At 65.8% G+C, this 22,226-nt stretch carries 25 protein-coding genes; 11 read left to right on the forward strand and 14 right to left on the reverse strand.

The annotated features are described in order from the left end of the window. Positions 1-8: 8 nt before the first annotated feature. Together KTC28_RS13955 and lipA are read right to left on the reverse strand one after the other, a co-directional pair. Positions 9-482: a type II toxin-antitoxin system RatA family toxin gene (locus KTC28_RS13955; protein WP_216707743.1), complete on the reverse strand. Its 474-nt coding sequence runs from the start codon at positions 480-482 to the stop codon at positions 9-11. After that, positions 482-1,423, reverse strand: a complete 942-nt coding sequence (gene lipA / locus KTC28_RS13960) for a lipoyl synthase (RefSeq protein ID WP_216707744.1) — start codon at positions 1,421-1,423, stop codon at positions 482-484. Before lipA ends, KTC28_RS13955 begins: the two co-directional genes overlap by 1 nt. 357 nt (positions 1,424-1,780) lie before the next feature. Between lipA and KTC28_RS13965 the strand changes: the two genes are divergently transcribed. Continuing rightward, the gene (locus tag KTC28_RS13965) at positions 1,781-2,437 is read left to right on the forward strand and encodes a carbonic anhydrase (RefSeq protein ID WP_216707745.1); all 657 of its coding nucleotides are present in this window, start codon (positions 1,781-1,783) and stop codon (positions 2,435-2,437) included. On the opposite strand, the gene KTC28_RS13970 is transcribed toward KTC28_RS13965, so the two are convergent. The 8 genes from KTC28_RS13970 to eno all read right to left on the reverse strand — a co-directional run bounded on the left by KTC28_RS13970 (position 2,434) and on the right by eno (position 10,102). Next, complete coding sequence (locus KTC28_RS13970) at positions 2,434-2,640, reverse strand: hypothetical protein (RefSeq protein WP_216707746.1); 207 nt, start codon at positions 2,638-2,640, stop codon at positions 2,434-2,436. The two genes, KTC28_RS13965 and KTC28_RS13970, sit on opposite strands and share 4 nt — an antisense overlap. Positions 2,641-2,709: 69 nt before the next feature. Beyond that, complete coding sequence (locus tag KTC28_RS13975) at positions 2,710-3,072, reverse strand: hypothetical protein (protein ID WP_216707747.1); 363 nt, start codon at positions 3,070-3,072, stop codon at positions 2,710-2,712. A gap of 3 nt (positions 3,073-3,075) precedes the next feature. Continuing rightward, positions 3,076-4,470, reverse strand: coding sequence for a dihydrolipoyl dehydrogenase (lpdA, locus tag KTC28_RS13980; RefSeq protein ID WP_216707748.1), 1,395 nt, complete (start codon positions 4,468-4,470; stop codon positions 3,076-3,078). Continuing rightward, positions 4,467-5,906 carry a pyruvate dehydrogenase complex dihydrolipoamide acetyltransferase gene (locus KTC28_RS13985; protein WP_216707749.1) on the reverse strand — a complete coding sequence of 480 codons (1,440 nt, stop codon included), beginning with the start codon at positions 5,904-5,906 and terminating at the stop codon, positions 4,467-4,469. Before KTC28_RS13985 ends, lpdA begins: the two co-directional genes overlap by 4 nt. Further along, positions 5,903-7,312 (reverse strand): pyruvate dehydrogenase complex E1 component subunit beta, encoded by a 1,410-nt coding sequence (locus tag KTC28_RS13990; RefSeq protein WP_216707750.1) that lies wholly within the window; start codon positions 7,310-7,312, stop codon positions 5,903-5,905. Before KTC28_RS13990 ends, KTC28_RS13985 begins: the two co-directional genes overlap by 4 nt. Then, on the reverse strand, positions 7,312-8,352 hold the full coding sequence (gene pdhA, locus KTC28_RS13995; RefSeq protein ID WP_216707751.1) for a pyruvate dehydrogenase (acetyl-transferring) E1 component subunit alpha: 1,041 nt from the start codon (positions 8,350-8,352) through the stop codon (positions 7,312-7,314). The genes KTC28_RS13990 and pdhA overlap by 1 nt, the downstream gene beginning before the upstream one ends. A 64-nt stretch (positions 8,353-8,416) precedes the next feature. After that, complete coding sequence (locus KTC28_RS14000; RefSeq protein WP_216707752.1) at positions 8,417-8,737, reverse strand: FtsB family cell division protein; 321 nt, start codon at positions 8,735-8,737, stop codon at positions 8,417-8,419. A gap of 90 nt (positions 8,738-8,827) precedes the next feature. Further along, positions 8,828-10,102 (reverse strand): phosphopyruvate hydratase, encoded by a 1,275-nt coding sequence (gene eno, locus KTC28_RS14005; RefSeq protein WP_216707753.1) that lies wholly within the window; start codon positions 10,100-10,102, stop codon positions 8,828-8,830. Positions 10,103-10,295: 193 nt separating this feature from the next. Between eno and KTC28_RS14010 the strand changes: the two genes are divergently transcribed. From KTC28_RS14010 to KTC28_RS14035, 6 genes are all read left to right on the forward strand, one after another. Continuing rightward, a complete protein-coding gene (locus KTC28_RS14010) occupies positions 10,296-10,718 on the forward strand; it encodes a hypothetical protein (protein WP_216707754.1) in 423 nt (140 codons plus the stop codon). A 20-nt stretch (positions 10,719-10,738) separates the two neighbouring features. After that, positions 10,739-11,134: a phage holin family protein gene (locus tag KTC28_RS14015; RefSeq protein WP_216707755.1), complete on the forward strand. Its 396-nt coding sequence runs from the start codon at positions 10,739-10,741 to the stop codon at positions 11,132-11,134. Between the two features lies 1 nt (position 11,135). Next, on the forward strand, positions 11,136-11,816 hold the full coding sequence (locus KTC28_RS14020; protein WP_216707756.1) for a DUF3618 domain-containing protein: 681 nt from the start codon (positions 11,136-11,138) through the stop codon (positions 11,814-11,816). Between the two features lie 70 nt (positions 11,817-11,886). After that, positions 11,887-12,513, forward strand: coding sequence for an MlaC/ttg2D family ABC transporter substrate-binding protein (locus KTC28_RS14025; protein WP_216707757.1), 627 nt, complete (start codon positions 11,887-11,889; stop codon positions 12,511-12,513). Then, complete coding sequence (locus tag KTC28_RS14030; protein WP_216707758.1) at positions 12,510-13,091, forward strand: gamma carbonic anhydrase family protein; 582 nt, start codon at positions 12,510-12,512, stop codon at positions 13,089-13,091. The genes KTC28_RS14025 and KTC28_RS14030 overlap by 4 nt, the downstream gene beginning before the upstream one ends. Further along, positions 13,088-13,309, forward strand: coding sequence for a DUF4170 domain-containing protein (locus tag KTC28_RS14035; protein WP_216707759.1), 222 nt, complete (start codon positions 13,088-13,090; stop codon positions 13,307-13,309). The genes KTC28_RS14030 and KTC28_RS14035 overlap by 4 nt, the downstream gene beginning before the upstream one ends. Here KTC28_RS14035 and KTC28_RS14040 read toward each other — a convergent pair. The 3 genes from KTC28_RS14040 to carB form a co-directional block, all read right to left on the reverse strand. Then, positions 13,306-13,980 (reverse strand): rhomboid family intramembrane serine protease, encoded by a 675-nt coding sequence (locus tag KTC28_RS14040; protein WP_216707760.1) that lies wholly within the window; start codon positions 13,978-13,980, stop codon positions 13,306-13,308. The two genes, KTC28_RS14035 and KTC28_RS14040, sit on opposite strands and share 4 nt — an antisense overlap. Then, complete coding sequence (gene greA, locus KTC28_RS14045) at positions 13,977-14,456, reverse strand: transcription elongation factor GreA (protein WP_216707761.1); 480 nt, start codon at positions 14,454-14,456, stop codon at positions 13,977-13,979. Before greA ends, KTC28_RS14040 begins: the two co-directional genes overlap by 4 nt. A gap of 78 nt (positions 14,457-14,534) precedes the next feature. After that, positions 14,535-17,777: a carbamoyl-phosphate synthase large subunit gene (carB, locus tag KTC28_RS14050; RefSeq protein ID WP_216707762.1), complete on the reverse strand. Its 3,243-nt coding sequence runs from the start codon at positions 17,775-17,777 to the stop codon at positions 14,535-14,537. 58 nt (positions 17,778-17,835) lie between these two features. On the opposite strand from carB, the gene KTC28_RS14055 reads away from it, so the two are divergent. Next, positions 17,836-18,075: a FitA-like ribbon-helix-helix domain-containing protein gene (locus KTC28_RS14055; RefSeq protein ID WP_216707763.1), complete on the forward strand. Its 240-nt coding sequence runs from the start codon at positions 17,836-17,838 to the stop codon at positions 18,073-18,075. Then, entirely contained in the window at positions 18,072-18,485 is a 414-nt protein-coding gene (locus KTC28_RS14060) for a type II toxin-antitoxin system VapC family toxin (protein WP_216707764.1), read from the forward strand. Before KTC28_RS14055 ends, KTC28_RS14060 begins: the two co-directional genes overlap by 4 nt. Positions 18,486-18,548: 63 nt before the next feature. Here KTC28_RS14060 and carA read toward each other — a convergent pair whose 3' ends face one another. After that, positions 18,549-19,748, reverse strand: a complete 1,200-nt coding sequence (carA, locus tag KTC28_RS14065; protein ID WP_439650102.1) for a glutamine-hydrolyzing carbamoyl-phosphate synthase small subunit — start codon at positions 19,746-19,748, stop codon at positions 18,549-18,551. Positions 19,749-19,862: 114 nt separating this feature from the next. Here carA and KTC28_RS14070 point away from each other — a divergent pair, with 114 nt between their 5' ends. After that, complete coding sequence (locus tag KTC28_RS14070; protein WP_216707766.1) at positions 19,863-20,318, forward strand: GatB/YqeY domain-containing protein; 456 nt, start codon at positions 19,863-19,865, stop codon at positions 20,316-20,318. An 8-nt stretch (positions 20,319-20,326) separates the two neighbouring features. Further along, on the forward strand, positions 20,327-22,177 hold the full coding sequence (gene dnaG, locus KTC28_RS14075; protein WP_216707767.1) for a DNA primase: 1,851 nt from the start codon (positions 20,327-20,329) through the stop codon (positions 22,175-22,177). The last annotated feature ends 49 nt before the right edge of the window (positions 22,178-22,226 follow it).

Genomic DNA, 22,226 nt, shown 5'->3' on the forward strand with positions numbered 1-22,226 from the left:
GCCACCCGTCAAGCAGTGCGCTGGGCGCTCGGTGCGATCGGCGCGCGTGCCGGGTTGCCGTACAACTCCCCCGCCCGCTTCTCGAAGCTCGCCACCATCCGCCGGAACGCCTCGCCGAAGAACACCCCGGCGAGCTTCTCGAACAGCCGCGAGGCGAATTCGAAGTCGACCGCGAAATGGACGGTGCACCCGCCCGGCGCGGCTTCGAACCGCCAGTCGTTGCGCAGATACTTGAGCGGCCCCGAGACGTATTCGACGTGCAACGCCTGTGGCCGGTCGAGCGTCACCCGGCTGGTGAAGCGCTCACGAACCATCTTGAAGCCGACGACCATGTCGGCGGTGACGACGTTGTCGGTGCGCCCGGTGATCCGCGTCGCCTGCACCCATGGCAGGAACTCGGCATAGCGCCCGATGTCGGCAACCATGTCGAACATCTGCTCGGGGGTATACGGCAGGAACCGATCCTCGACGTGGCGCGGCATCAGGCGGAAACGCCCGTCGCCGCCCGCGCGCCAGCCAGCGCCGCCTCGCGCTTCGCCCGCATGACTGCGAAGTCCGCACCGGCGTGATAGCTCGACCGGGTCAGCGGGGTCGCCGCGACCTGGAGGAATCCCTTCGCCCGCGCGATCGCGGCATAGCTGCGGAACGTGTCGGGGGTGACGAAGTCGATCACCTTGGCGTGGCGCGGGGTCGGCTGGAGATATTGCCCGACTGTCAGGAAATCGACGTCGGCCGAGCGCATGTCGTCGAACACCTGGTGCATCTCCTGCCGCTCCTCCCCCAGCCCGACCATCAGGCCCGACTTGGTGAAGATCGACGGATCGAGGTGCTTGACCCTGTCGAGCAGCCGCAGCGAATGGAAGTAGCGCGCCCCCGGGCGGATCGTCGGGTACAGCCGCGGCACCGTCTCGAGGTTGTGATTATAGACGTCGGGGCGCGCGGCGACGATCGTCGCGACCGCGCGGTCGGCCTTGTTGCGGAAGTCCGGCGTCAGGATCTCGATCGTCGTGTTCGGCGCGCGGCGGCGAAGTTGCTCGATGACGCGGACGAACTGCCCCGCGCCGCCGTCGGGGAGGTCGTCACGGTCGACCGAGGTGATGACGATATGCTCGAGGCCAAGCTCACCCGCGGCTTCGGCGACGTGCTCGGGTTCGAGCAGGTCGACCGGCTGCGGCATCCCGGTCTTGACGTTGCAGAAGGCGCACGCGCGCGTGCAGGTGTCGCCGAGGATCATCACCGTCGCGTGCTTCTGCGTCCAGCACTCGCCGATGTTGGGGCACGCCGCCTCCTCGCAGACCGTATTGAGCCCGAGGCGGCGCATCAGCTTGCGCGTCTCGGCGAAGGCGGGCGAGGTCGGTGCGCGGACGCGGAGCCAGTCGGGCTTGCGGGCGCGCGGGGTCAGGACGGGGACGGCGTCGGTCATGCCGACTAGATAGGCTCGGTATCGCGCAAAGCCAACGCAGGAGATGGCGCTGATTGCACGGTACGGTGACGCACGATCGGCTTCCTGCTCCGCGGGCAGCACTCTTGCCGAGAAGCTCTACCCAACGCCGCCCCAATTCCCCCTGTCCTACACCCCCGACCTTCGGCTATTGCGAGACCATGATAGCACCGCTGCCCACGCTTCTCACTACCGCCTCCAACCGGGGGGCGATGCCGCTCATAACGGCAGGGGCGAAGGTCAAACTACACCGGCGTTTGCGTGAACTTATTCTAAACTTAGCGCATTTGGTTCGTTACACCCAGCCAATTCCCTTCAATATCGCCTGGAGCTGACAGGATGGCCGCGTTCGACACCCTCCTCGAAGGCTACCGACGCTTCCGCGCCGGACCGTACAACGACCAACGCGCGCGCTTCGACGCGCTCGCGCACATCGGTCAGTCGCCCAAGATCATGATCATCGCCTGCGCCGACAGCCGCGTCGACCCGACCCGCATCTTCGATTCGGCTCCCGGCGAGATGTTCGTCATGCGCAACGTCGCCAACCTCGTCCCGCCCTATGAAGCTGATGGCGCGACGCACGGCTCATCGGCGGCGATCGAATTCGCCGTCACCCAGCTCGAAGTCGAGCATATCGTCGTCCTCGGCCACGCCCGCTGCGGCGGCATTACCGCCTCGTTGACCGGCAAGTTCGACGCCGCCGCCGAGGGTCAGGGCGCCTTCATCGGTCGCTGGATGGCGAAGATCGAACCGGCTCGCGACCGCATTCGCGCCGCGCAGGCGATCAGCCCCGATATCGACGCGCAACAGGCGCTCGAACTCGCAGCGATCCGGCTAAGTCTCGACAATCTCATGAGCTTCCCGTTCGTCGCCGAGCGGGTCGCTGCTGGAACGCTCGCGCTGCAGGGCGCGCACTTCGACATCGCCGACGGCATCCTGCGGATTCTCGACCCGGCCACCGACCGGTATGAGCCGGTCCCGGTCGACTGGCGTTAGACCTTGCCCTTCTCGCGGTACGCGGGGTCGATTGGAACACCCCGCGGAACGTTCGGCGCGCCGGGCTCGCCACGCTCGGGCATCCTGTCACCCGCCTTGCGGTTCGATGGCTTGCGGATGAAAGCGAGATAGCCGCCGATCAACAGCACGAGCACGATCCCAAACGTGACGAACATCAGCGCGGATACTGGATGAGCGGCCATGACGTGTCTCCCGGTTAGCCCCGCAGGCCCAAACCGGCGCACCGCCACAGGGTTCCTGCGGCATTTCCGTCACTTGTCGTAGAGCGGCCCGCGACTGTCCTTGGCTCCGGCCCGCTGCAGCGCCCAGTGTTTATGCTTCTGGAAGCCGCACCCGACGCTCCCGCCTGCTCCGGTCGCCGAGCACGATCCGGTCCCGCCGCCGTCGTAATCGAACAACCCGTTACGCGCTGCCGAGATGCTCTGCGCGCGCGTATCCCCGACCTCGTAGTCGCTCGGCAGCGGCGACATATAGCGCCGCGCCTCATCTTCACCGCGCTTGCCGCAGACGGTAATCTCGCCTGCTACCGGCGGCGGACACGGCGCGACGCTCGCCTTGATCGCCGCATCGAGCCCGCTCAAGGCGGCCGCAACAGCGAGGGCGACCACGATCATGCGCTAATAATGCAGCGCCCGACCATAGGCGTCGAGGACGCTCTCGTGCATCATCTCCGACAGCGTCGGGTGCGGGAAGATCGTCTCCTGCAACTCGGCCTCGGTCGTCTCGAGCTGGCGGGCGATGACATAACCCTGGATCAGCTCGGTGACCTCGGCGCCGATCATGTGCGCGCCGAGCAGCTCGCCGGTCTTGGCATCGAACACCGTCTTGACGAAGCCGTCGGCCTCACCGAGCGCGATCGCCTTGCCGTTGCCGATGAAGGGGAACTTGCCGACCCTGACCTCATGCCCCGCCGCCTTCGCCGCGGCCTCGGTCATCCCCACGCTCGCCACCTGCGGCCGCGAATATGTGCAGCCAGGGATGTTGCTTATCTCGAACGGATGCGGGTTCAGGCCGGCGATCTTCTCGACCGCGACGACGCCCTCGTGGCTCGCCTTGTGCGCCAGCCACGGCGCGCCGGTGACGTCGCCGATCGCCCACAGGTTCGGGACGTTGGTCATGCCGTACGGATCGACAAGGATATGCCCGCGGTCGGCCTTCACACCGAGCGCCTCGAGCCCGATGTTCTCGATGTTGGCGATGATACCGATCGCGACGATGACATGGCTGTAGGTGTCGGTCGTCGCCTTGCCGTCGGCGGTGGTGATCGTCGCCGAAACGCCGTCGGCCCCCGGCTTGACGTCGGACACCTTGGCCGCGGTGACGAGCGTCATCCCCTGCTTGGTCAACGCCTTGTGCATGTGCGCCGAGACGTCGGCATCCTCGACCGGAAGCACGCGGTCTAGCATTTCGACGACGGTGACCTTGGCTCCCATGTCGCTGTAGAAGCTGGCGAACTCGATCCCGATTGCCCCCGAGCCGATGACGAGCAGCTTGGTCGGCATTGCCGGCGGGACCATCGCATGCCGGTAGGTCCACACCCGCTGCCCGTCCGCCGCCAGCCCCGGCAGGTCGCGCGCCCGCGCTCCGGTCGCGACGATGACGTTCTTGGCGTCGAGGACGCGCTCCTGGTCACCGGTCTTGACGGTGATCTGCGTCGCCCCGGTCAGCCGCCCCTCGCCCTCGACGACGGTGACCTTGTTCTTCTTCATCAACCCCTTGACCCCGGCGTTAAGCTGCCCCGCGACCTTGCGCGATCGCTCGACGACATTGGCGAGATCGAAGCTGACCCCGGTCACGCTCAGTCCATAGGCATCGGCGTGCTGCATATAATGATAGATCTCCGATGTCCGCAGCAGCGCCTTCGTCGGGATACAACCCCAGTTGAGGCAGATTCCGCCAAGCCGCTCACGCTCGACGATGACGACCTTCATGCCAAGCTGCGAGGCACGAATCGCCGCGACATAGCCGCCGGGGCCTGACCCGAGGATCGCGAGATCGAAGGTCTCGGTCATGCCAACATGCTCATCGGGCTTTCGACCAAAGCCTTGAACGCGCTCATGAACTGCGCGCCGACCGCGCCGTCGATCGCGCGGTGGTCGAAGCTGCCGGTCGCGCTCATCACGGTGGCGATGGCGAGGGCGTCGTCGACGACATACGGCCGCTTCTCGCCCGCGCCGACCGCAAGGATCAGGCCCTGTGGCGGGTTGATCACCGCGTCGAACTGCTTGATCCCGAACATGCCGAGGTTCGAGATCGACGCGGTGCCGCCGGTATATTCCTCGGGCTTGAGCTTGCCGTCCTTGGCGCGGGCGGCGAGGTCCTTCATCTCGGTGGCGATCACGCTCAGCCGCTTGTTGGCGGCATCGGCGATGATCGGAGTGATGAGGCCACCGGGGATCGCGACCGCGACCGAGACGTCGGCGCGGCCGAACTTGTACAGCGTGTCGCCGGCGAACTGGACGTTGCTGTCGGGCACCGCGACGAGCGCAAGGCCGAGAGCCTTGATCAGCAGGTCGTTGACCGACAGCTTGACGCCGCTAGCCTCGAGCGACTTGTTGAGGTCGCCGCGCAGCTTGAGCAGCGCATCGAGGCGGACGTCGACGGTCAGATAGAAGTGCGGGACCGTCTGCTTCGATTCAGCGAGGCGGCGCGCGATCGTCTTGCGCATGTTCGACAGCTTGATCGCCTCGGCGGGGACGCCGGCGGGGGGCGGGTACGAGGGTGCAGCGGCGGGCGCTATGGATGCAGGCACGGGTGCGGCGGCAGGCTTCGCCTCGGCTGCCGGAGCGGCGGTCGGTGCAGCAGAAGGCTGCGTAGCCGGCTTGGCTGTCGCTCCGTCGAGGTCCGCCTTGACGATACGTCCATGCGGTCCCGAGCCGGTGACCGTAGAAAGATCAATCCCCTGCGCCGACGCGAGACGCCGGGCTAGCGGAGAGGCGTTGACACGCGTTCCATCGGTCTTTGCCGGCGGCGCCCCTTGATCCTCCCCCGACTTCGGGGGAGGGGGACCATCGCTCTTCGCGATGGTGGAGGGGGCGGCGGGCTCGGGAGTTGCTTTGGTGTCGGTGGGAGCAGGCGCAAGCGCAGGCTTTGGAGCCTGTAAAGCCCCCTCCCCCACGCCTGAAACGGCGCGGTCCCCCTCCCCCGAAGACGGGGGAGGACTGTTGGCTTTTAGCGTCGGCGCGGCCTTGGCAGGAGCAGCTTCCTCACCCTCAGCGCTCAACCGCGCGATAACCTGCCCGACGGGGATCGCATCGGCCCCCTCGGCAACAAGCAGTTCGGCAACCGTCCCCTCGTCGATCGATTCGACCTCCATCGTCGCCTTGTCGGTCTCGATCTCGCACAGGATGTCGCCCGACTTGACGACGTCGCCGACCTTGACGAGCCACTTGGCGAGCGTCCCGGTCTCCATCGTCGGCGACAGGGCGGGCATGGTGATGTCGATCATCGGTAGCAGACCTTCTTCACCGCCGCGACGACGTCATCGACCTTGACGATCGCCAGCTTCTCGAGGTTCGCAGCGTACGGCAGCGGCACGTCCTCGTTGGTCACTCGCAATACCGGGGCGTCGAGGTCGTCGAAGCCGTCTTCCATCGCGATGGCGATGATTTCGCTGGCGATCGAGCAGGTCGGCCAGCCTTCCTCGACGACGACCATGCGGTTGGTCTTCTTGAGGCTGGCGAGGACCGTTGCGCGGTCGAGCGGGCGCAGCGTGCGGAGGTCGACGATCTCGGCCTCGATCCCCGCCTCGGCGAGCTTGGTCGCCGCGTCGAGCGCGATGCCGACGCCGATCGAATAGGACACGATCGTCACGTCCTTGCCCTGCCGGACGATGCTCGCCTTGCCGATCGGAATCGCGACATCGGCGTCGGGAACGTCGAAGCTGTGGCCGTAAAGCAGTTCGTTCTCGAGGAAGACGACCGGGTCGGGTGACCGGATTGCGCTTTTGAGGAGGCCCTTGGCGTCGGCGGCGCTGTACGGCGCGATGACGATCAGGCCGGGGACGCTCGCGTACCACGGGCCGTAGTTCTGGCTGTGCTGCGCGGCGACGCGGGAGGCAGCGCCGTTCGGGCCGCGAAAAACGATCGGGCAGCGCATCTGCCCACCGCTCATATAGTTGGTCTTGGCGGCCGAATTGATGATGTGGTCGATCGCCTGCATCGCGAAGTTGAAGGTCATGAACTCGACGATGGGCTTCAATCCGCCCATCGCCGCGCCGGTACCGAGCCCGGCGAAACCATATTCGGTGATCGGGGTGTCGACGACGCGGGTCGGGCCGAACTCCTCGAGCAGGCCCTGCGTAACCTTGTACGCGCCTTGGTACTCGGCGACTTCCTCGCCCATGACGAAAACCGTCGGGTCGGTCCGCATTTCCTCGGCCATCGCATCGCGCAATGCTTCGCGGACGGTCTGGCGGTGCGTTGGGCCGTCTCCCTCGGGCTTGACGTCGAGGCTGGCGGGGGTCTCGCCGGCCTTCGGCTTGGCGGCGGGTTGTGCGGCGGTGGCGGGAACGGCGTCGGCTTGCTTGGGGGCTTCGGCGGGCTCGGCGACGACCTGCGACGCCGGTGCAATGGCTTCGGGCTCGGCAACCGGCGACGAAGCGGGCGTCGCCGCCTCGTCCTCGCCGCGGATCGTCGCGATCAGCGTGCCGACCTTGACCGCATCGCTGCCGTCGGGAACGTGGAGCTTCACGACCACCCCGCCCTCGTCGGCTTCGAGTTCCATCGTCGCCTTGTCGGTCTCGATCTCGGCAAGGACGTCGCCCGGCTTGACGGTGTCGCCTTCCTTGACGAGCCACTTGGCGAGGGTGCCCTCCTCCATCGTCGGCGACATCGCGGGGAGCTTGATCTCCATCAGTAGGTTCCCACCAGCACGTCGGTATAAAGTTCTTTTGCCTCGGGCTCGGGCGCGGATTCGGCGAAGTCGGCGGCATCGGCGATGATCGCGCGAACCTCCTTCTCGAGTTCCTTCAACCCTGCCTCGTCGATCTTGCCGGACGCGAGCAGGTCGCGCTTGGTGTGCTCGATCGGGTCGGACTTCTCGCGGACGGCGGCGACTTCCTCGCGGCTACGGTATTTCGCCGGATCGGACATCGAGTGGCCGCGATACCGGTACGTCTTCATTTCGAGCAGGATTGGTCCCTTCCCCGAACGCACCCAGTCGACGGCGACATTCGCCGCGCCGCGGACTTCGCAGACGTCCATGCCGTCGACCTGGAGCCCGGGGACACGGAAGCTCTCGCCGCGACGGAACAACTGGTCTTCGGACGACGAGCGGTTGACGCTGGTGCCCATCGCATACTGGTTGTTCTCGATGACGTAGATGACCGGCAGCTTCCACAGTTCGGCCATGTTGAAGCTTTCGTAGACCTGCCCCTGGTTTGACGCGCCGTCACCGAAATAGGTCACCGCGAGGCCGCCGTCGTTCTTGTACTTGTGTGCGAAGCCGAGCCCGGTGCCGAGCGGGACCTGCGCGGCGACGATCCCGTGGCCGCCGTAGAAGCCATGCTCGACCGAGAACATGTGCATCGAGCCGCCCTTGCCCTTGCTGATCCCGGCGGCACGGCCGGTCAGTTCCGCCATGACGACCTTCGGCTCGATGCCGGCGGCGATCATGTGGCCGTGATCACGATAGCCGGTAATCACGCTATCGGTGTTTTTCAGCGCCGATTGAACGCCGGTAACGACCGCTTCCTGACCAATATAGAGATGGCAGAAGCCGCCGATCAGCCCCATGCCGTACATCTGCCCGGCGCGTTCTTCGAAGCGGCGGATGAGGAGCATTTCGCGATAGAATGCGAGAAGTTCGTCGGGCGACGCATTGTACCGTTTCGGCTCGACTGGCCGTTCGCGCATCGGCGATTTCGGTTCGGTGGACGGTGGTGACTTGGCCATGCAGCACGGCTCCGGGAGGTTTGCTCCCGCCGTCTATACGCCTCCGTACCGCAGGTACAACGCGCTATTTGGCGTCGGGAAGCGGGATTATAACCTCATTGGGACCGACGACGCCAAGATCGCGCCGGACGCGTTCATCGGCATAATCCTTATCGACGTGATGCGGGTCGAGCAGCGCGACCTGCCGCTGGAGTGCGGCCTTTACGGCCCCGACCTTCGCGGCATCGGCATCGACCGCGGCGCGCTCGGTCTTATAGCCCTGCCACGCGATGAGCCCGGCGTTGCCCGAAATGGCGTGGAAGGCGAAATACCCCATCACGGTGATGCACGCCGCCGGGAGGATCGCGGCGCGAGCAAGGGCTAGGGGATTGACCCGATCGATCATCCCCTAGCTAGACCACGCGATTCGAAGGCATTCAAGCCGTTATCTGCCAGCGTGAAAGTAATTGCGCGGGTGAGTCCCGCAAGCCACGCTTCAGCGCAGGATCGCGCGCCCGGCGTAGCGCGCGGCATCGCCCAATTCCTCCTCGATGCGGATCAGCTGGTTGTACTTCGCCAGCCGGTCCGACCGCGCCAGGCTGCCGGTCTTGATCTGCCCGCAGTTGGTCGCGACCGCGAGATCGGCGATCGTCGCGTCCTCGGTCTCGCCCGACCGGTGCGACATGACGCAGGTGTAGCGCGCGCGATGTGCCATCTCGACGGCCTGGAGGGTCTCGGTCAGCGTCCCGATCTGGTTGACCTTGACCAGGAGCGAGTTGGCGAGGCCGCGCCCGATGCCGTCCTGCAGCCGCTCGGGATTGGTCACGAACAGGTCGTCGCCGACGAGCTGATGCGTCGCGCCGAGACGGTCGGTCAACAGCTTCCAGCCGTCGAAATCGTCCTCGGACATGCCATCCTCGATCGACAGGATCGGGTATTTGCCCGCGAGTTCGACGTAATAGTCGACCATCTCGGCGGCCGAGAGCGAGCGCCCTTCCCCGGCCAACTCGTACTTTCCGCCCTTGAAGAACTCGGTCGCGGCGACGTCGAGCGCGAGCATGACGTCCTCGCCGGGGCGGTAGCCGGCCTTTTCGATCGAGGCCATGATGAAATCGAGCGCGGCGGCGGGCGAGGCGATGTTCGGGGCGAAGCCGCCCTCGTCACCGACCGACGTCGATAGGCCGGCGTCGGACAGGCCCTTCTTAAGGGTGTGGAAGATCTCCGCCCCCCAGCGGACCGCCTCGGCGATGGTCGGCGCGCCGACCGGCATGATCATGAATTCCTGGAAGTCGATCGGATTGTCGGCGTGGGCGCCACCGTTGATGATGTTCATCATCGGCACCGGCAGGACGTGCGCCGAGACGCCGCCGATATATTTGTGGAGCGACATGCCGCGCGATTCGGCGGCGGCCTTGGCGGCGGCGAGGCTGACCCCGAGGATCGCGTTGGCCCCCAGCCGGCTCTTGTTCGACGTCCCGTCGAGCTCGATCATCGCGGCGTCGACGTCGGCCTGGTCCTCGGCGTCCATGCCCGACAGCGCATCGAAGATTTCGCCGTTGACCGCAGCGCATGCCTTGAGGACACCCTTGCCGCCGTAACGCGATGCGTCGCCGTCGCGCAGCTCGACCGCCTCGTGTGCGCCGGTCGACGCGCCCGACGGGACCGCGGCGCGACCGAAGCTGCCGTCGTCGAGCAGGACCTCGACTTCGACGGTCGGGTTGCCGCGGCTATCGAGGATCTGGCGCGCGTGAATGTCGACGATGGCGGTCATGCTCTGGCTCCGGACGAACTATTACGGCGGTCCTAGCCATTCGCGGCCCCGGCGACAACGCGCGCATCACCGGTTACAGGCGCGGAGCCATCCTTGCTACGCTCCCGTAACGGGCTGGCTGCTAGCGGCGGAACTCGGCTAGGATAGTTACGTTTGGGAAGCGACTTCCTCGTGTCTAGCAGGGGCTACGCTGATGACGACCGATACCACTTCCGCCGGGATGCCGCCGATCGCGCCGAGCCACGATGCGCTCGACGTCGTTCCGGTCCAGGCTACCGATATCCGCAGCCCATTCACCAGCAAGGTCCTGAGCTTTGCCGACGAAGGCAAGGCGCAGGTCACTGGGACGCTCGACGGCCTCGCCTCGACCGTCCGCGACTTCGCCGACAAGCTCGACGCCAACGGTGCCGCGCCGTTTGCCGGTTTTGTCCATCAGGCCGCCGATACCGTTGCGGGCTGGTCGTCTGCGGTCGATGGTCGTTCGGTCGATGACTTGATCGACGATACGCGGACGCTCGTTCGAACCAGCCCGGCCGTTGCCGTCGGGCTGTCGATCGTCGCGGGCTTCGTGCTGGCGCGCCTCGTCAAGGCATCGACGACCGGTACCGCGCAGTGAGCGAACGAGATGCGCGCGCCGTGGCCGAAACCGACGCTGAGGTCGCTGCACCGTCGATCGCAGACCTGCTTCGTCGACTGGTCGAAGACGGCAACCACCTCGTCCGAACCGAAATCCGGCTTGCCAAGGCGGAGGTGCGTGACAACGTCGCGTCGGCAAAGGCCGGTGCGGGGGCGATCGCGGTCGGCATGATCCTGCTGCTGGGCGCGATCTTCACGCTGCTCGGTGCGGCAGTGGGGTTCCTGACCCCATTCGTCGGTGCCGGCTTCGCGGCGCTGATCGTCGGCGTCGTCGCGGCGCTGATTGGTGGTTTGCTGATCGCCAGCGGTGGCAAGAAGATCGGAAGCACGTCAATCATGCCGGACCGCGCGGCGGCTTCGCTGCGCCGCGACGCTGAAGTCATCAAGGGGAACTGACGTGAGCGATACCGCCACTCTCGAACGCGAAGCCGAATCGACCCGCGAACGGATTGCGTCGACGATCGACGACCTGCAGGCGCGTCTATCGCCGCGGGCGCTCGTCGATAATGCCGTCGATTCGTTGAATGCGAGCAGCTCGCGGGCGTTCGAATCGGTCAAAGGCGCGGCGATGGCACATCCCATCGCCATTGCCGGGGCAGGCCTTGCCGCCGGGATCGCGCTGCTGGCCCGGAGCAAAGTCAAGCGTGCAACGATCGAATATGGCGACAGCTACGCTGCTTACGCCGATTACGACGACGGCTATGCAGCGAACCTTGCCGCCGACGATATCCCCGCCGGCCCGGCTCGCCAACGCATCGAAGCGATCCAGCACAAGGCGCACGTCGCGGTCGACGATAACCCGCTCACAGTGGTCCTCGTCGGTGTCGCGACCGGCGCCTTGATCGGTGCGATCATGCCCGTCAGCGACATCGAATATGCCGCATTCGGCGATATCGGCGCCCGTCTCGAGGCCGCTGGAGATGCGGCGATCGCGTCGGCCAAAGTCGAGCTCGATCTCTCGAAACTGTCGTTTGCCGGCGGCACCGCCGGGATCATGGACCGCGCGGTGCAGTCGTTGCTCAGCATCGTCGGCGCGGCGGGCGGTGCCTTGTTGCGCAAGCCGACCTCGTCCGCTTAACGCCACATTCAGTGGCTAGTCACTAAAGCGTCGATCCGGCCGATCGCGGCCCGCATATCAGGAGCTCTAGATGCGTCGTTTTTCTCTCGGGCTCACCGCTCTCGCCATCATCGCAGCTCCCATCGTCGCGGCCCCCGCCGTCGCCCAGACGGCCGCGACACCGGCCGAGGCGGCATCGGCGGGTCAGTTCATCTCGACGCTCTCCGACAACGCGTTCGCCGTGCTCAAGGAGACGTCGTCGAAGCCGGCGATCAAGGCGAAGTTCCGCGCCATGCTCAAGGATAATTTTGCGGTCGAGGATGCCGGTGCGCGATTGATCCGCCGTTATCGCAATCAGATCACCCCGGCACAGTTGGCGGCGTACCAGGCGGTGCTTCCTGACTATGTCGTCAACATCTACGCCGACCGCCTGATCAATTACTCCGATGCCACCGTGAAAATCGTTCGCACCCAGCCGCATGGCTCGACCGGCGGCGTCGACGTTTTCACCAAGGTCGAAGTCGCTGGTAAAGCGCCCTTTGACATTATCTGGTACGTCCAGAAGGGTTCGTCGGGTAAGTGGCTGGTCGGCAACGTCACCGTGTCGGGCGTGAACCTGTCGCTGACGCAGGAAGCCGACTTCTCGGCGATCATCTCGAAGCAGGGCTTCGACGGTCTGGTTGCGCTGATGAAGGCGTCGAACGCCAAGTCGGCGTGACCGCGCTCCTCGACACGGCCGAAGCTGCGTACATCGATCCCAGCGCGCAACTATACGGCCGTGTCGCGATGCGTGAGGGCTCGTCGATCTGGTGCAATGCAGTCATCCGTAGCGAGGCGGCGCACGTCGAGATCGGCGCATACTCGAACATCCAGGACTTCGTGATGATCCACACCGACCCCGGTCGACCGGTCGTGGTCGGTACACATTGTTCGATCACGCATCACGCGACGCTCCATGGCTGCACGATCGGCAATCATGTTCTCGTGGGGATCAATGCGACCGTTTATGGCGGAGCCGTGATCGGCGACAACTCGATCGTCGGACAGCACGCCTATGTGAAAGACGGGACGATCGTCCCACCCAACTCGATCGTCGTCGGATCGCCAGCGAAGGTGATCCGCACCGCGAACAACTGGATCGCGAACCGGATCAACGCTTTATTCTATCACCGCAATGCACTGGCGTATTCGGCCGGAAATCATCGCGCATGGGATGGGCCGGAGTTCGAAGATTGGGCGGCAGGTATCATGGCCTCTGTGCAAGCCGAGTATGCCGCGCTAAATCCTGCGGCATGAACAAGCTCCATCTCGTTTTCGGCGGTCGCGTTACCGATCCGCGAACCCTCGATTTCGAGGATCCCGCCAAGCTCGACGTCGTCGGCATTTTCCCCGATTATGCCTCCGCCGAAAAGGCATGGCGGTCGAATGCCCAGCGCACGGTCGACGATGCGGCGATGAAATACGTCGTCGTGCATCTTCACCGGATGCTCGAGCCCGACGTTCCGGCGGCCTAGGCGACCCGTCGGACGAAGGGTTGGGCAAAGATCAGCCCGACGATGAAGCCGCCGATGTGCGTCCAGATCGCGATGCCGCCCTCCCCCGTGTTGAACGCGACGGCTGTCAGCAACTGCAGTCCGATCCACGTCGCAGCGTACCATAATGCGGTCGCAACCTCGGTCGAGATTTGTATGCCGAGCAAGCGACGCGCCCGCGCCCGGCTGCGTGCGAACAGGACCGCATAGGCTCCGAAGACGCCCGCGATCGCGCCGCTGGCCCCGACGACCGCCTCGGTGGAATGGGGTGCTACGGCAACCTGCAGCAGTCCGCCGATGATCCCGCTCAAGGCGTACAGAACGAGAAACCGGGCGCGGCCGATTTCAACCTCGACATGCCGCCCGACCCACCACAGGAAGGTCAGGTTGAGCGTCAGGTGGATCCAGCCGGCATGGAGGAATAGCGAGGTCAGCAGCGTGAGCGCCGCGGGAACGTCACCGGGGCTCGACGGCACCGACCCGGTCACTCGAGCCGGAATCAGGGCCGCATGACTGGCCAGCGTCTCGCTGAACGCCATCCCACCGATCGTTGCCGCGACCTGGACGAGGACGCAGACTGCGACGAGCGCGCGCGTAACTGGGGCGGCCGGCGGCGTGAACGATGCGCCGCCGAAACCGCCCTCGGGCTTCAAATGAACTCGACCTTTTCGATCGTGTAATATTTGTCGCCAGACGGGGTCGTCACTTCGACCTCTTCGCCGAGCTTACGGCCAATCAGCGCGCGGCCGAGCGGCGATGAATAGCTGATCCGCCCACGATGAGCATCGGCCTCGGTCTGGCCGACGATCTGATACGTGATCGGCTTATCGTCCTCATCGAGCAGACCGACGGTTGCGCCGAAGACGACCTTGTCACCCGACAGCGTCTTGGGATCGATGACGACGGCGCGCGCGAGCTTGTCCTCGAGCTCCATCGTCTGCGCTTCGATATGCCCCTGGCGCTCCTTGGCGGCATGATATTCGGCGTTCTCCGACAGGTCGCCGTGAGCGCGCGCGGTCTCGATGTCCTCGACGTTCTTCGGCCGCTCGACCTCTTTGAGGTTGCGCAGCGTCGCCATCAATTCGGCGTGCCCCTCCGCAAGCATGGGGTACTTATCGACCGTCGCCATTCGCTGACTTCCCTAGTTGACGCTTCGCCCTCGGCGGAGTGACCACCGCTGACGGCAAACTCTCTGTCCGGGGGCTTCTTAATCCAGCGCTGAATAGTATGACTGGAGCGACCGTACTTCAAGCGGTCGCTGCTTTAACGCAGCAATCGCCTGTGTGGCTGCAACGCTTGCCGACGCTGTCGTGAAATATGGCACCTTGCCGTAAAGCGCCGACGCGCGGATCGACGCCGAGTCCTTCATCGACTGCGTGCCTTCGGTCGTGTTGACGATCAGCGCGATGCCGCCGTCCTTGATGCGGTCGACGATATGCGGCCGCCCCTGCTGGACCTTGTTGACCCGCTCGACCGCGATCCCCTCGCCGTCGAGGAATTTTGCGGTACCGTCGGTCGCGATTAGGCCGAAACCCATGCCGACGAGGTCGCGCGCCGCCTCGAGGATGACCGCCTTGTCGCTGTCCTTGACCGACAGGAATACCGTGCCCGCCATCGGCAGTACCGTCCCCGCGGCAAGCTGCGCCTTGGCGAACGCCATCGCAAAATCGCTATCGATCCCCATGACTTCGCCGGTCGACTTCATCTCGGGCCCGAGGACCGGATCGGTGCCGGGAAAGCGCGCGAAGGGGAACACCGCCTCCTTGACCGCGATATGCTTCCACGCCGGGCGCTTGAGGTTAAAGCTCGCGAGGCTCTCCCCCGCCATCACCCGCGCCGCGATCTTGGCGATCGGGATGCCGGTCGCCTTGGCGGTGAATGGGACGGTCCGCGAGGCGCGCGGATTGACCTCGATCAGAAAGACCTCACCGTCCTTGACCGCGAACTGGATGTTCATCAGCCCGCGGACCTCGAGCGCGCGCGCGAGCAATGCGGTCTGGCGCTCGATCTCGGCGATGATGTCCGGGCCGAGGCTGTGCGGCGGGATCGAACACGCGCTGTCGCCCGAATGGACCCCTGCCTCCTCGATATGCTGGAGGACGCCCGCGACGAAGACGGTATCGGGATCGGCGAGCGCATCGACGTCGACCTCGACCGCGTCGCGCAGATACTGGTCGATCAGCACCGGCCCGCCGCTCAGCGCGGCCGCATTGTCGCGGAGATAGGCGTCGAGCGCAGCGGGGGTCTCGACGACCTCCATCGCCCGCCCGCCGAGGACGAACGACGGGCGCATCAACACCGGGTAGCCGACGCGCTCGGCGATCGCGACCGCGGCGTTGCGATCGACCGCGATGCCGTTGTTCGGCTGCTTCAATCCAAGCCGCTCGACCAGCGCGGCGAAGCGCTCGCGGTCCTCGGCGAGGTCTATGTTGTCGGGCGAGGTGCCGAGGATCGGGATGCCGGCCGCCTTGAGCGCGCTCGCGAGGTTGAGCGGCGTCTGCCCGCCGAACTGGACGATGACCCCAACGAGTTCGCCGTTCTCCATCTCCTTGTGGAGGACCTCGAGGACGTCCTCGGCGGTCAGCGGTTCGAAATACAGCCGATCGGAGGTGTCGTAGTCGGTGCTGACAGTCTCGGGGTTGCAGTTGACCATAATCGTCTCGAACCCGGCGTCCGCCAGCGCGAAACACGCGTGGCAGCAGCAATAGTCGAACTCGATCCCCTGCCCGATCCGGTTCGGTCCGCCGCCGAGGATCACGACCTTGCGCGCCGCCGTCGGCTGGCTTTCGCACTCGGGCTCGCCGAAGCTCGGCGCCTCGTAAGTCGAGTACATGTACGGGGTCTTGGCGGCGAACTCGGCGGCGCAGGTGTCGATGCGCTTGAACACCGGGCGGACGCCGAGTCCGTGACGGTGCGCGGCGACTTCGGCCGCGGTTCCGCCGGTCAGCTTCGCGAGGCGGGTATCGGCGAAACCCATCGCTTTCAGCCGGCGCATCCCCGCCGCGTCGTTGGGCAAGCGGCTCGCGCGGACTTCAGCCTCCGCCGCAATGATCTCGGCAATGCGGTTGAGAAACCACGGTTCGTAGAAAGTGATCGCGTTGACCCGCTCGACCGAAAAGCCGCTCCGCAGCGCCTGCGCCGCGATGAGCAACCGATCGGGTCCAGGGATCGACAGCGCCGCCGCGATCTCCTCGTCCGATGCACCGGCCAAGCTCTCGACCTCGTCGAAGCCGGTCAGCCCGGTCTCGAGCCCGCGTAACGCCTTCTGCATCGATTCATGGATCGTCCGCCCAATCGCCATGACCTCGCCGACCGACTTCATCGCGGTGCCGAGGACCGCCTCGGCGCCCTTGAACTTCTCGAAAGCGAAGCGCGGAATCTTCGTCACGACATAGTCGATCGTCGGCTCGAATGCCGCCGGCGTCGCCCCGGTGATGTCGTTCTGAACCTCGTCGAGCGTGTAGCCGACCGCGAGCAGCGCCGCGACCTTGGCGATCGGGAAGCCGGTCGCCTTCGATGCGAGCGCCGACGAGCGCGACACGCGCGGGTTCATCTCGATAACAACGAGCCGCCCGTCCTTCGGGTCGACCGCGAACTGGACGTTCGAACCCCCTGTTTCGACACCGATTTCACGCAGCGTCGCGATCGACGCGTTGCGCATGATCTGGTATTCCTTGTCGGTCAGCGTCAGGATCGGCGCGACGGTGATGCTGTCGCCGGTATGCACCCCCATCGGGTCGATATTCTCGATGCCGCAGATGATGATCGCATTGTCGTGGCGGTCGCGGACGACCTCCATCTCATATTCCTTCCAGCCGAGCACCGACTCCTCGATCAACACCTCGGTCGTCGGCGAGGCGTCGAGCCCGGTGCCGACGATGTGGAGAAACTCCTCGCGGTTATAGGCGATCCCGCCCCCCGTCCCGCCCATCGTGAACGATGGCCGGATGATCGTCGGCAGGCCAACGAACTCAAGCGCTTCGAGCGCCTCGGCGACGTTGTGCGCGATCCGCGAACGCGGGCTTTCGAGGCCGATCTTGTCCATCGCGTCGCGGAATTTGAGCCGGTCCTCGGCCTTGTCGATCGCCACCGCATCGGCTCCGATCAGCTCGACGCCGTATTTCTCGAGCGTGCCGTCGCGGAACAGCGCGAGCGCGGTGTTGAGCGCGGTCTGCCCGCCCATCGTCGGCAGCAGCGCGTCGGGCCGCTCGATCTCGATGATCTTGGCGACGACCGCGGGCGTGATCGGCTCGACATAGGTCGCGTCGGCCATGTCGGGATCGGTCATGATCGTCGCCGGGTTCGAGTTGACCAGCACGATCCGATACCCCTCGGCCCGCAGAGCCTTGCACGCCTGTGTCCCCGAATAATCGAACTCGCACGCCTGCCCGATGATGATCGGGCCGGCGCCGATGATGAGGATCGTGTGGATGTCGGTGCGTTTGGGCATTTGATTAGATTGCTCTCATTGCATACGTTGCTAGCACTGCAATCACTGGAGGCGACCGATGGCGAGTCTGACGATCCGCAACATCCCCGACGACGTGCAACGGCGCTTCCGCGCACAGGCGTCGGCCAAGGGAATGTCGATGGAAGCGGAGGCGCGGCGCCTGGTCATTGCCGCCGTCACCGAGACTGTGCCTCCGCCGCGCAAATCCATCGGACAGATGATCTACGAAATGAGTCGACCCGGAATCGACCTGCCGATCCCTCCGCGTAGCCCCGCGCGGGTTCCCGATCTCGAATGATCCTTGTCGACACCAATGTCTGGAGCGAGTTGACCCGGGCAATACCCGATCCGGCCGTACTGGTCTGGGAGGCTGCGAATGCCGACCGTCTATGGCTCGCGACCGTAGTGATCGGCGAACTGCTGTCGGGAGCGCATCTCCTGCCCGAAGGTAAGCGTAAGCAGGCATTTCTGGCGAACTATGATGAATTGATCGCGGCACATGCCGATCGCATTGTGCCGTTCGACCTTGCCGCGTCGCTTCATTATGGGCCGGTTCTCGCTGCGCAAGAGCGAGCAGGGCAAGCGCCGGGAACTGCAGACACGCAGATTGCGGCGATCGCGCTGGCGTACGGGATGTTGCTGGCGACACGCAATACGAAGCACTTCGAAGGGTTGGGCCTCGCCCTAATCGATCCTTGGACTGACTGACGGGCAAAGACGAATCGTCGAGGAAAACGTAGGTCTTAGCTCGGGTATGTCGCTTGCTTTCGATCACACCAGCGACCCAACAAACCGCTCGAACAGATAGTGACTGTCCTGCGGCCCCGGGCTCGCCTCGGGGTGATATTGCACGCTGAACGCGCTGCGATCCGTCAGCTCCAACCCCGCCAGCGACCCGTCGAACAGGCTCACATGCGTCGCCCGCGCGTTCTCCGGCAGCGTCGCGCTGTCGACCGCGAAGCCGTGGTTCATGCTTGTGATCTCGACGCGGCCGTCGCTCAGTCGCTTGACCGGATGGTTCGCGCCGCGGTGGCCCTGGTGCATCTTGTACGTGCTCGCGCCGACCGCGAGGCCGAGGAGCTGGTGGCCGAGGCAAATGCCGAACAGCGGCGTGCCCGAATTGAGCACCGCCTGGATCGTCGGTACCGCATAAACGCCCGTCGCCGCCGGATCGCCGGGGCCGTTCGACAGGAAGATGCCGTCGGGCTTGTGCGCCATGATCTCGTCGAAGGTCGCGGTCGCCGGGACAACCGTCACCCGCGCTCCTGCAGCGATGAGATTGCGGAGGATGTTGCGCTTCATTCCGTAGTCGATCGCAACGACGTGCGGACCGTTCGGATTGGCGGCGTGGGTCGCGTACCCCTGCCCAAGCGTCCACAGCCCGTCGTCCCAGCCATAGCTTTGTGTCGTCGACACCGCCTTGGCGAGGTCCATCCCCTCGAGCCCCGGCCAGCCCTGCGCCTGTGCCAGCAACGCCGGAACGTCGAAGTCACCGCTCGCCGAATGCGCGATGACCGCGTTCGGCGCGCCGAGATCGCGAATCCGGCGGGTCAGCGCGCGAGTGTCGACGCCCGCCAGCCCGATCCGCCCCCAACTTTTGAGCCACGCATCGAACGTCCGGTCGGCACGCCAGTTCGCTGCTTCGCTCGGGATGGCGGCGACGATGCAGCCGAGCGCATGCGGGTTGGTCGCCTCGATGTCCTCGGGGTTCGCGCCGGTGTTGCCGATATGCGGGGTGGTGAAGGTGATGATCTGGCCGGCATAGCTCGGGTCGGTCATCGCCTCCTGATAGCCGGTCATCGCGGTGTTAAAGCAGACCTCGCCGACCGCGACGCCCTCGGCGCCGATGCCGTGGCCCCAGACGATCGTGCCATCGGCTAAAACGAGAACACCTGTCGCGCCGGTCGGTCGGGCATGCGCGGGGGCGTCGGCCAAGTGGCTTCCTTCAGGTTGGCGGATGGGCAAACGCATGGCGAACTACGGGGCGCGCCGTGTCCGGTCAATCTCTAACCGTTCCGACGGCGTGCGGTTAGGTGCGGACCGGTGTGCGCGTTATGATACTGCCCCCGACTCGACAGGACAATCATGATCCGCGACGACATCAAGGCCGCGACGATCACCGCGATGAAAGCCAAAGACAGCGCCCGCCTCGGTGCGCTGCGCCTCATCTCGGCGGCGTTGAAGAACAAGGACATCGAACTGCGTACCGGCACGCCGCCCGCCGACGACGACGTGCTCGTCGCCGACGTGCTGACCAAGATGGCAAAGCAGCGCCGCGAATCGATCGAGATGTACGTCACCGGCAACCGTCCCGAGCTGGCCGACGCCGAACGCGCCGAGCTCGGCGTAATCGAGGGGTTCATGCCGCAGCAGATGGCGGCGGGCGAGGCGATGGCGGTCGTCCGCGGGCTCGTCGAGGAACTCGGCGCGAGCAGTGTCAAGGACATGGGCAAGGTCATGGCGGCGCTGCGCGAACGCTTCGCCGGACAGATCGACATGTCGTCGGCGTCGGCGATGGTGAAGACGGCGCTTTCGGGATAAGGTGAGCCTTGGCTCTCGCTCCCGCCTTTCTCGACGAACTCCGCGCCCGTGTCGCCGTGTCGACGGTTGTCGCGCGCCGGGTCAAGCTGACCCGCGCCGGGCGCGAGATGAAGGGCTGCTGCCCGTTTCATAACGAGAAGTCGCCGAGCTTTTTCGTCAACGACGACAAGGGCTTCTACCATTGCTTCGGCTGCGGGGCGCACGGCGACGTGATCCGCTTCGTCGTCGAGCAGGAGGGGCTCGGCTTCATCGACGCGGTCAAGTCGCTCGCCGCCGAAGCTGGACTGGCGGTGCCCGAGGAAACGCCCGAGGCGCGTGAGCGGGCACAGGCGGCAGAGGGGCTTCACGACGTCACCGGCAAGGCGGCGGCGTGGTTTTCCAGCCAGTTGCGCGACGCCGGGGGCGCGACCGCGCGCGAATATCTCGCCAAGCGCGGTCTCGCGGACAAGACCGTCGCAGACTTCGGCCTCGGCTACTCGCCCGATAGCCGGACCCGCCTCCGCGCCGCGCTTGCCAGCGTCGGTGACGCCAAGCTGATCGAGACAGGGCTGCTGATCCAGCCCGAGGCCGAGGGGAATGCGAAGCCGGGCGATCCGTACGACCGCTTCCGCGGACGGCTGATGTTTCCGATCCGCGATCCGCGCGGTCGAGTTATCGGCTTTGGCGGACGCATCCTTGGCGACGGCCAGCCGAAGTATCTGAATTCGCCCGACACACCGTTGTTCGACAAGGGCCGCACGCTCTACAATCTCGACCGCGCCGGACCGGTTGCGCGCAAGTCGCTTCGGCTGATCGTCGTCGAGGGCTACATGGACGTCATCGGCCTCGCGCAGGCGGGGTTTGCCGATGCGGTCGCCCCGCTCGGCACCGCGCTGACCGAGGCGCAGCTCGGGCTGATGTGGCGGATCGTACCCGAGCCGGTGTTGTGCTTCGACGGCGACGCGGCGGGGCAGCGGGCCGGGTTGCGCGCGCTCCACCGGGCACTGCCGCTGCTCGAGGCGGGCAAATCGCTGCGCTTCGCCACCCTCCCCCTGGGCAAGGACCCCGACGATCTCGTCCGCGCTGGCGGGCCTGCCGCGTTCGACGCCGTCCTCGCCGCCGCCGAGCCGTTGATCGACCGGCTGTGGCGGAGCGAGACCGAGGGCGTCGACACGGCCACCCCCGAACGCCGCGCCGCCGTCCTCGCCGCGCTCGATGCCCGCGCTGCGGAGATCGCCGACACCACCCTCCAGCGCTTCTACCGGACCGAGCTCCGCGAGCGTTTCTACGCTTTGTTCAAGCGCCCCGAGCGGACCCCGTGGCAAAAAGGCGGCCCCCCGCCCCGTGCCGCGTCGCCGGGTATCCTGCGCGCGGCGCGGCCCGACATGGGCGACGCGATGGTGCGTCAGGTCCTCGTTGCCTGCCTCCTACGCCCCGAGTTGATCGACGCGGGGTTCGAACGGCTGGCCGGGCTGCCGGTCGCCGACCCTGCACACGCCGCGCTCGTGACCGCGCTACTCGACGCCGCGACCGCCGACCCTGACGCCAGCCCGGTCGCCCTCCGCGCCCATCTCGACGCGCGGGGTGCCGGTGCCGGTGCCGCCGCCGATGCCATCCTCGCACGGCATCGGCCAGGCGTCGGCAACCTCGGTTTTGTCCGTGCGAGCACTCCCAGCGCCGACGCCCGCGAACAATTCGTCAAATTTCTCGATGCCTTGCTCGCAACGGCGCGCGTGGGGGATGACATTGCCGCAACCAATTCCCATTTCCGGATGAGCATGGCCGAGGCCGATTTTGACGCGGTGCGACGCAACCATCAAGCGCGTGCCGAATTGTCCGATAAGGATCATGTTATTGGAATTGTCGCCGATACCGAGTAAGCGGCTCCACCGCCCTCGCCCGAGTCGTCGTTATCGGTTGGCGCGACAC

This window comes from Polymorphobacter megasporae (assembly GCF_018982885.2).
Taxonomy (GTDB): Bacteria; Pseudomonadota; Alphaproteobacteria; order Sphingomonadales; family Sphingomonadaceae; genus Polymorphobacter_B; species Polymorphobacter_B megasporae.

Bases quoted from the DNA above. Each gene is read 5' to 3' on its own strand.
- greA (WP_216707761.1), bottom strand. From the start codon at position 14,456: ATGGCGACGGTCGATAAGTACCCCATGCTTGCGGAGGGGCACGCCGAA.
- KTC28_RS13975 (WP_216707747.1), bottom strand. From the start codon at position 3,072: ATGATCGTGGTCGCCCTCGCTGTTGCGGCCGCCTTGAGCGGGCTCGAT.
- lipA (WP_216707744.1), bottom strand. From the start codon at position 1,423: ATGACCGACGCCGTCCCCGTCCTGACCCCGCGCGCCCGCAAGCCCGAC.
- KTC28_RS13990 (WP_216707750.1), bottom strand. From the start codon at position 7,312: ATGGAGATCAAGCTCCCCGCGATGTCGCCGACGATGGAGGAGGGCACC.
- KTC28_RS13985 (WP_216707749.1), bottom strand. From the start codon at position 5,906: ATGATCGACATCACCATGCCCGCCCTGTCGCCGACGATGGAGACCGGG.
- KTC28_RS13965 (WP_216707745.1), top strand. From the start codon at position 1,781: ATGGCCGCGTTCGACACCCTCCTCGAAGGCTACCGACGCTTCCGCGCC.
- KTC28_RS14010 (WP_216707754.1), top strand. From the start codon at position 10,296: ATGACGACCGATACCACTTCCGCCGGGATGCCGCCGATCGCGCCGAGC.
- KTC28_RS14055 (WP_216707763.1), top strand. From the start codon at position 17,836: ATGGCGAGTCTGACGATCCGCAACATCCCCGACGACGTGCAACGGCGC.
- KTC28_RS14025 (WP_216707757.1), top strand. From the start codon at position 11,887: ATGCGTCGTTTTTCTCTCGGGCTCACCGCTCTCGCCATCATCGCAGCT.
- KTC28_RS14000 (WP_216707752.1), bottom strand. From the start codon at position 8,737: ATGATCGATCGGGTCAATCCCCTAGCCCTTGCTCGCGCCGCGATCCTC.
- KTC28_RS14060 (WP_216707764.1), top strand. From the start codon at position 18,072: ATGATCCTTGTCGACACCAATGTCTGGAGCGAGTTGACCCGGGCAATA.
- KTC28_RS13970 (WP_216707746.1), bottom strand. From the start codon at position 2,640: ATGGCCGCTCATCCAGTATCCGCGCTGATGTTCGTCACGTTTGGGATC.
- KTC28_RS14070 (WP_216707766.1), top strand. From the start codon at position 19,863: ATGATCCGCGACGACATCAAGGCCGCGACGATCACCGCGATGAAAGCC.
- KTC28_RS14035 (WP_216707759.1), top strand. From the start codon at position 13,088: ATGAACAAGCTCCATCTCGTTTTCGGCGGTCGCGTTACCGATCCGCGA.
- eno (WP_216707753.1), bottom strand. From the start codon at position 10,102: ATGACCGCCATCGTCGACATTCACGCGCGCCAGATCCTCGATAGCCGC.
- pdhA (WP_216707751.1), bottom strand. From the start codon at position 8,352: ATGGCCAAGTCACCACCGTCCACCGAACCGAAATCGCCGATGCGCGAA.
- carA (WP_439650102.1), bottom strand. From the start codon at position 19,748: ATGCGTTTGCCCATCCGCCAACCTGAAGGAAGCCACTTGGCCGACGCC.
- KTC28_RS13955 (WP_216707743.1), bottom strand. From the start codon at position 482: ATGCCGCGCCACGTCGAGGATCGGTTCCTGCCGTATACCCCCGAGCAG.
- carB (WP_216707762.1), bottom strand. From the start codon at position 17,777: ATGCCCAAACGCACCGACATCCACACGATCCTCATCATCGGCGCCGGC.
- lpdA (WP_216707748.1), bottom strand. From the start codon at position 4,470: ATGACCGAGACCTTCGATCTCGCGATCCTCGGGTCAGGCCCCGGCGGC.